The organism is Pseudomonas spirodelae (assembly GCF_034653255.1).
In the GTDB taxonomy this organism is placed as follows: Bacteria; Pseudomonadota; Gammaproteobacteria; order Pseudomonadales; family Pseudomonadaceae; genus Aquipseudomonas; species Aquipseudomonas spirodelae.
This window is the reverse complement of record NZ_JAYEET010000053.1, coordinates 1-6524: the sequence shown is the minus strand read 5'-3', so window position 1 is coordinate 6524 and position 6524 is coordinate 1. Positions and strand designations below refer to the sequence as shown.

The 6524-nt window shown below is 55.0% G+C and carries 6 protein-coding genes and 3 pseudogenes; 5 read left to right on the top strand and 4 right to left on the bottom strand.

Annotated features, from left to right (window positions below; translation table 11 throughout):
• A pseudogene (locus SOP97_RS17795) lies at positions 1-172 on the bottom strand (IS21 family transposase); the annotation flags it as partial.
• Positions 173-376: 204 nt separating this feature from the next.
• Here SOP97_RS17795 and SOP97_RS17790 point away from each other — a divergent pair.
• The 4 genes and pseudogenes from SOP97_RS17790 to umuC all read left to right on the top strand — a co-directional run.
• Positions 377-1057 (top strand): annotated as a pseudogene (locus SOP97_RS17790) (DUF927 domain-containing protein); the annotation flags it as partial.
• A gap of 11 nt (positions 1058-1068) precedes the next feature.
• Positions 1069-1431 (top strand): hypothetical protein, encoded by a 363-nt coding sequence (locus tag SOP97_RS17785; protein WP_322950342.1) that lies wholly within the window; start codon positions 1069-1071, stop codon positions 1429-1431.
• Positions 1432-2040: 609 nt separating this feature from the next.
• The gene (locus tag SOP97_RS17780; protein WP_322950341.1) at positions 2041-2472 is read left to right on the top strand and encodes a LexA family protein; all 432 of its coding nucleotides are present in this window, start codon (positions 2041-2043) and stop codon (positions 2470-2472) included.
• Between the two features lie 5 nt (positions 2473-2477).
• The gene (umuC, locus tag SOP97_RS17775) at positions 2478-3737 is read left to right on the top strand and encodes a translesion error-prone DNA polymerase V subunit UmuC (RefSeq protein ID WP_322950340.1); all 1260 of its coding nucleotides are present in this window, start codon (positions 2478-2480) and stop codon (positions 3735-3737) included.
• 24 nt (positions 3738-3761) lie between these two features.
• On the opposite strand, the gene SOP97_RS17770 is transcribed toward umuC, so the two are convergent.
• The 3 genes and pseudogenes from SOP97_RS17770 to SOP97_RS17760 form a co-directional block, all read right to left on the bottom strand.
• Positions 3762-3992 (bottom strand): hypothetical protein, encoded by a 231-nt coding sequence (locus tag SOP97_RS17770; protein WP_322950339.1) that lies wholly within the window; start codon positions 3990-3992, stop codon positions 3762-3764.
• Positions 3993-4010: 18 nt separating this feature from the next.
• A complete protein-coding gene (locus SOP97_RS17765; RefSeq protein ID WP_322950338.1) occupies positions 4011-4829 on the bottom strand; it encodes an abortive infection family protein in 819 nt (272 codons plus the stop codon).
• Positions 4830-4832: 3 nt separating this feature from the next.
• Positions 4833-6188, bottom strand: a pseudogene (locus SOP97_RS17760) (type ISP restriction/modification enzyme); the annotation flags it as partial.
• 65 nt (positions 6189-6253) lie between these two features.
• Here SOP97_RS17760 and SOP97_RS17755 point away from each other — a divergent pair.
• Positions 6254-6524, top strand: a 271-nt coding sequence (locus SOP97_RS17755) for a transposase (protein WP_322950336.1), incomplete at its 3' end; no start/stop codon positions are given.

The following is a 6524-nucleotide window of genomic DNA, read 5'->3' as shown; positions in this document are numbered from 1 at the left end:
GCTGCTCCAATTCGGCATCGGACAACGAACAGGGCCAACTGAGACCGCTGGCGGCAAAACGACAGAGGTAATCACCGGCACTGCTGTGGCCAGTACCCAGGCTGCGGGCGATCTTGCGCACGGACAGGCCGCAGTCGAACTTGAGGCGCAACACCTCTCGGATTTTACGCATGGATAAACGCTCCACGACGACCTCTTCGCTTCGAAAAAGAGGTCGATGGTAGTGAATAAATCCTGCGTAGCTGCCTGCCTGAAAAGTGTCCGGATGGCCGTGGAATCGGTGTCCGGATGCTCGTGGAGTGAGTGTCCGGATCAGCGTGGAATCACTGTCCGGATGTGCGTGGAATGGGTGTCCGAGTCAGCGTGGAATCCGCATACACACCGTGCTTTTGACCAGTTGCACGGCTTGGAGGGTGCCGATTTCCATCGCCTGTTAACCGTCGCGGTGACACACCATCACGGCCACTTAGGGCCAGTATTTGTTGAGCGGCTGCTGGCTGCTGATGACAGCGCCGGCCTACTGCAAGACTTCGCTAAGGTACGCGCTCATTTTGTAGAAAGTAACGCCCAGGCCGGACGTGTAGCAGATCGCTTCGCCGTGGTTGCATTAGCCGGTGAAATGGCCATCGCCTACGGCCTGTTGCCATGGCTCCCAGGCAGCGCCTTGGCTGACTGCAAGTTGCTTTATGGCGAGTGGTTGAGCCGAGTAGGCAGCGGCAATGCTGAAGACCGGCAAATCCTGACCGGCATCCTCGACTTTATCGACAAGCATGGCTGTAGCCGTTTCTCTGACGTGGATGAATCAACGCCAGACGCGAAGGTTTTCAACAGGGCCGGCTACTGGGAAATGGCCGCCGGCAAGCGCTTGTACCTGTTCAACAAGTCGGCGCTGATCGAGGCCGCCCACGGTTATGGCCTGAACCGCATCATCAAAGCGCTGGAAGAGGCTGGCGCTATCGCAGCAGGTGATCCCGACCGTAAAGCAAAAAATTATCGGTTACCCGGTACCAAACAAAGCCGGCTGTATGTAATCGATCCTGCAGCGATGGATACCTAGGTGCCAGGACTATGAACGTGCCGAACATAGCCCTTACATTGGGAACACAATTGCGCAGGAACCTAAAACCATTGGCAACAGTGGCAACACCGGCAACGGCCTTGCGCGGAGGGGTTTTAAGGCGTTGCCACCTAATAAAAGAAGTGGCAACAGGTGGCAACACAAACCCACTTTTGAATATAAGCCGCCTGTATCTGCCATTGCGGGGGGCATCACTGTTGCCGGTAAAAAATCAGCGGCAACAAAATTTGGTGGGTGACTACGCCGGCAAGCCCCGTAATCCGGTGCTGTTGCCGCTGTTGCCGCTGTTGCCGGTGTTTTTGAAATCAGACGCACAGATGTATGCGTGTTATTCGGGAGGGGCTACGCAATGAGCCTGCTTTCGGGGTTGTTTAGCCAACTTGAAAAATCTCTGCTCCACACGTTGTAATAAGGAAGGCATAGCGCAGCGCACCAGCAACTCCCGCACTGTTGCCGATGACGGAATAACATCCCAGCCCTCCTACAGAAGCAAAGACCAAGCCGGTAAGTGCGCTATCACTCAACCCCCCAATAGGGGAACACCACAACAACCTGAGCCGAATCACAGGCAAACCGCTGGTACGCATCGGGTGGTACGCAGCTAGGTACGCACGGAATCCATTGATTAGCGGTGCGTACTTTGCGTACTGATTGCGTGGAACTAACTGGTTTCCAAGTGGAGGTTACCAACGTGGTTACCAGGGAAATGGGCTGTTTTGAGCGGAGGTTACAAGCAAGGTTACACCTCAGCTTGTTGGTTGAGTGCTGCTGCCTCAGGTAGTGCTGTTCACTCTGCGCTGTGGCTGCTGCTATCCAAGAGTGAGGTATCCAACCAAAGCAGCTATTTCCGTAAGCCCACAATCTGGCATGCCCGTGCGCCTTGGGTTGCCAGATGAGCCGGGCTTGCCTCGTCGTCCAAGCATTGTAATATGTATATCCATACAGTATTACGGCAACGCAGAATGACCACTATCCTCGGCCGCATCCGGCCTTCATCAGTCCTCGTACGCATGATCGAGGGCCGCGTCAGCGCTGGCTTTCCCAGCCCAGCAGATGACTATGCCGAGACATACCTGTCTCTCGATGAGCTGGTTAACGTTAGGGCTCCGAGCGTTTACCTGGTGCGCGCAGGCGGTGACAGCCTCACGGGTGTCGGCATCTATGACGGTGACGTACTGGTGGTCGATAAGGCCGCTGTAGCCAATCAGGGTGAGGTGGTGATCGCCCTAGTTGGGGGGGAGTTCACTGCCAAGGTACTGAGCTATGACGCCAAGGGTCGGCCGATGCTGGTGGCTGCCAACCCAGCCTACCCCTCGATCACCTTTCAGGATGACGAAGCACTCGAACTCTGGGGCGTCGTGACGGATAACCTGCACTCACTGCGCCGGCGCTGATCGCCATGTTTGCACTGGTTGATTGCAACAATTTCTATGTGAGCTGCGAACGTCTGTTTCGCCCGGAACTGCATGGCCAGCCTGTGGTGGTGCTGAGCAATAACGATGGTTGCGCAGTGAGCCGCAGCAACGAGGCCAAGGCCCTCGGAATCAAGATGGGCGAACCTTACTTCAAGCTGCGCGATCTGGTCGATCGGCACGGCCTGATCGCTTGCAGCAGTAATTACGCTCTGTATGCCGACTTGTCTGGCCGCGTCATGCGGACGCTGCGAACCATGGCACCGCGCATCGAGGTCTATTCCATCGACGAGGGCTTTCTCGATCTACAGGGCATTCAGGGCGACCTTGAGCCGCTGGGACGGGAGATGCGCTCTCGCGTATTGCGCGAGGTGGGTATTCCCGTCGGTGTGGGCATTGCACCGACAAAGACCTTGGCGAAACTGGCCAACTGGGGGGCAAAGAAGTGGCCAGCTACGGGCGGTGTTGTTGATCTGCGCGATCCAGCTCGACAGCGCCGGCTGCTGGCCTTGGCCGAGGTCGGCGAGGTCTGGGGCATCGGCCGCAAAATATCGTCCCGTTTAAATACCATGGGCGTATCCACCGCCCTGCAACTTGCCGAATTTGACCGTAAAACCTTGCGCAGAATGTTCAACGTCAATGTTGAGCGCACAGCACGGGAGCTAGCTGGAGAGGCCTGTTTCGCCCTGGAAGAAGGGCCTGAGCCTAAGCAGATGATTGCCTGCACCCGGTCGTTTGGGGAGCGAAAACATACCCTGCAGGAGCTACAGGAAGCTGTTGCGGGATACGCCACCAGGGCGAGTGAAAAACTGCGTGGCCAGCGTCATCTTTGCCAAGCGATTCAGGTGTTCATTCGCTCCAGCCCTTTCGATCAACGTGGCGAGGCATATAGCCGCGCGATGTGCGTCGCGCTACCGTTCCCGTCGGCAGATACTCGCGATCTAGTAGCTGCTGCGCTGAGTGGCCTGCGGTCTATCTACCGGCCAGGCCCGGCCTATGCAAAGGCCGGGGTGATCCTGATGGATTTTGTTGAGCCAGGTCGTTTCACCCCGGATCTCTTTGCGCCAGCTCCACGCCCTGATAGTGAGCGCCTGATGGCTGCAATCGACGCAATCAACGCCAAGCAAGGAAAGGGAACGATCAGACCCGCCAGGCTCGCGCCTGATCAGGGTTTCTCAATGAAGCGAGAGCGGCTGAGCCCAAGGTTCACCACTTCCTGGAGCGAGTTGCTCCGGGTGAAGTGCTGAATCAGGTTTCGTTACCGAGAGAAATCACACCTTGATTTGGGTATTTTTCGCGTGAATCACTTCTGCAATCTGCTGGTGTAACTTAACCGCGCCTTGGTGAGTGATAACGCCGCAGCATTGCAGTGTGACGGCCTGGCTTTCCAAGATGCCATAGAAGCGGTGGTACATCGCTTCATCGGGATTGGTCTTGGCGAAGTTCTCCAAATTCCGCGCGAACCGATCTAACTCGCTCGCTTTCAAGTTTTTATCCGACATGGTTCAGCCTCCGGTGAATCAGAACGGTATGGTTTCATCGAACAGGGACTCACTTGCCTTCTGCGCCAGGCTCTTGGCCTTGATCCTCGCTTCCAGCGACTTGATGAAACGGATTGACGATGCCACGTGGTTGAAAATCAGCAGGCTCTCGTCGTAGTTCAGAATCGGATTGTCGTGCGCGAGGCTCTTGTTGTTGCGTACTTCATTAAAAGCCTCCAGCACCGAGATACTTGATCTCAATATGCGATCCGTCATCGCCGATTCAAGATGACCACTCCCGCGTAGCGCCTTCACATACTCACCGAAGACACTGTGCAGTGGCTTATCCCGGCTGATCATAATGCCGTGCGGCTCGCAGGTAACGCGGATGAACTTGTTCACAAAAGTATGCAGCCGATCGAGCGCGCCCTCGGGCTGATTCTTCTCGATGGCTTCGCGCACGTGCTCAGCCACCACTTCGAAATCACGCTCATCCGCAATGGCCGTCAGCGCTTCTATATCCGCGACAGGCTGGTCGCTCAGCAAGCGCTGCGCGATCTTGCGGCAGTCCTCTACCAGCATAGGGTTGCTATCACCTAGCCGGTCAATCTTTACCCCGTAGGCAATCAGCCCTTCAAGCACCTTGCCGACGGCGTGGTTCGGCGCGATGGTCCAAAAGGTACGCATCCTCTTGGCCTTGGAATCTCCATTTATCCGGAACTGAGCCGAATCAATATCAACGCGATAATCAATAAAGAAATCCGCATAGGTACGGTCCGAGAAGTCCAGAACAAATCCCTCGCCCATACCCAATAGTTTTTCGAGCTTGCGCCGCTCGAAGGGACTGATATCGGCCACGGTTCAGATGTCCAACGGTGGCAGGCTGTTGACGATCTTCTGAGTTTCCAGGCTTACCGTGACCACGCGCTGGAACAGCTCCAGTGGGTACTTGGGGTTGCCCATGGTCTCACAGGCCCAATCGTTGGCGTCGTTGACGATGCCGCTGGCTTTGTCGGTACGCACCGCTTGGCGTTCCATTACCCAGTCCAGCGCGGCCTTGCCGTTTACCACATAGTCCCAAGCCGCATCGGGGATGCCCTTTAGAGTGATGCGGCTGTTGTAGATGACGGTGGTTTTGTCGCCCTTCTTGGCGAACTTCATCTTCTCCACGCGGTAATCGGCTTCGGTGAGCGTGCCCTTGGCTTCGATGGCCAATGGGTACGGCTCGACGGTTTCGTAGTTGAGGTGAAGGTTGGCCAAGTCGCGGCCTGCATTGCTGAAAGCCCAGAAGTCGGCGGCTTTCTTCACTGCCGGAATGCGAGGTAACTCCTTGCCCAGGTTGTCGGCAAAGCGCTCCAGGTAGTCCGGAGAATGAAGCAGGCCGTAGACGTAGTAAAACAGGTCTTCCTTGCTGATCTGCTCACCGGGATAGGCTGCGGTGAAGTGCCCTAAGCCGGCGTCGGTGATGGCGTCACGGCGGCGCAAGCCGCCTTCAACTGGCTCAGCAAAGAGGTCAGTTTTTGTGGTTTGGACAGCTTCGTCGTAGAGGTAGAGCGGGAAGCATTGACCAGTATCCAGCGTGTGAAGATCAGTCAGAGTTTTTGCCATAAATACTGAAAAACCTGCTCTTGCTCCCACCCCAGCAGTACAAATAACGAAATTATCTACACAAGCGTCTGGCCAGATACTGGGCATCAGAAAGACATACTCGTTCAGCTTTCTATTGAAATATACCCATTGCTTGGTAAATGGCCGATAAAGTGAGTGTTTCGCCGAGCCAGAGTCGAATCGAGCTATTTTATTTTTCACTATTTCTTGCTTCAGTGAACGTGTCCAACTAATTCGTTCTGGAGAACTATCAATGAAACTTCCTACCTTTGCCTCTCGTGCTTTCTTGTCTGCGTCGGAATGCGCTTCGTTAAACCTTTTCAGCTCCATGTTGTAGAAAGCAATCATGTTGCTCATATTTTCTTGAAGCTTAGTTTTACTAGAGTTATAGGCCCAAGTATCGCGATTTGTACCTAAACCAAGAGAGAAGCTATCAAATAGCTTGAGCCCGTCGCTCTTCTTATCTCCCATCACTACAAACTGGCTAAAACTATCGTCGCGCTGCCTGAGCCAATCGCCATGAGCATCTGGAGTAATTGACTCCCATGTATTGATGCCAGCGAGGCTCTTAAAATCAGCGATTTTTCCCAACTTATCATCACGACTTAGGGAAATTCTGAAGAAGACTTCCTGATTTTGGCAAAATACCCGGATTCCACCCGCTGAGTTTTCCGATGAAGCAGATGACCTTCGCCGACGCCGAGTACGCCAGCAAGCGCAAGCAGACCCGCAAAGAATTATTCCTGATCGAAATGGATCGGGTGGTTCCGTGGAAGGGGTTGATTGCCTTGATCGAACCCCATTACCCCAAGGGTGATGGTGGTCGTCCGGCCTATCCGCTGATGGCGATGCTGCGAGTGCATCTGATGCAGAACTGGTTCGGTTACAGCGATCCGGCGATGGAAGAGGCGCTGTACGAAACCACCATCCTGCGCCAGTTTGCTG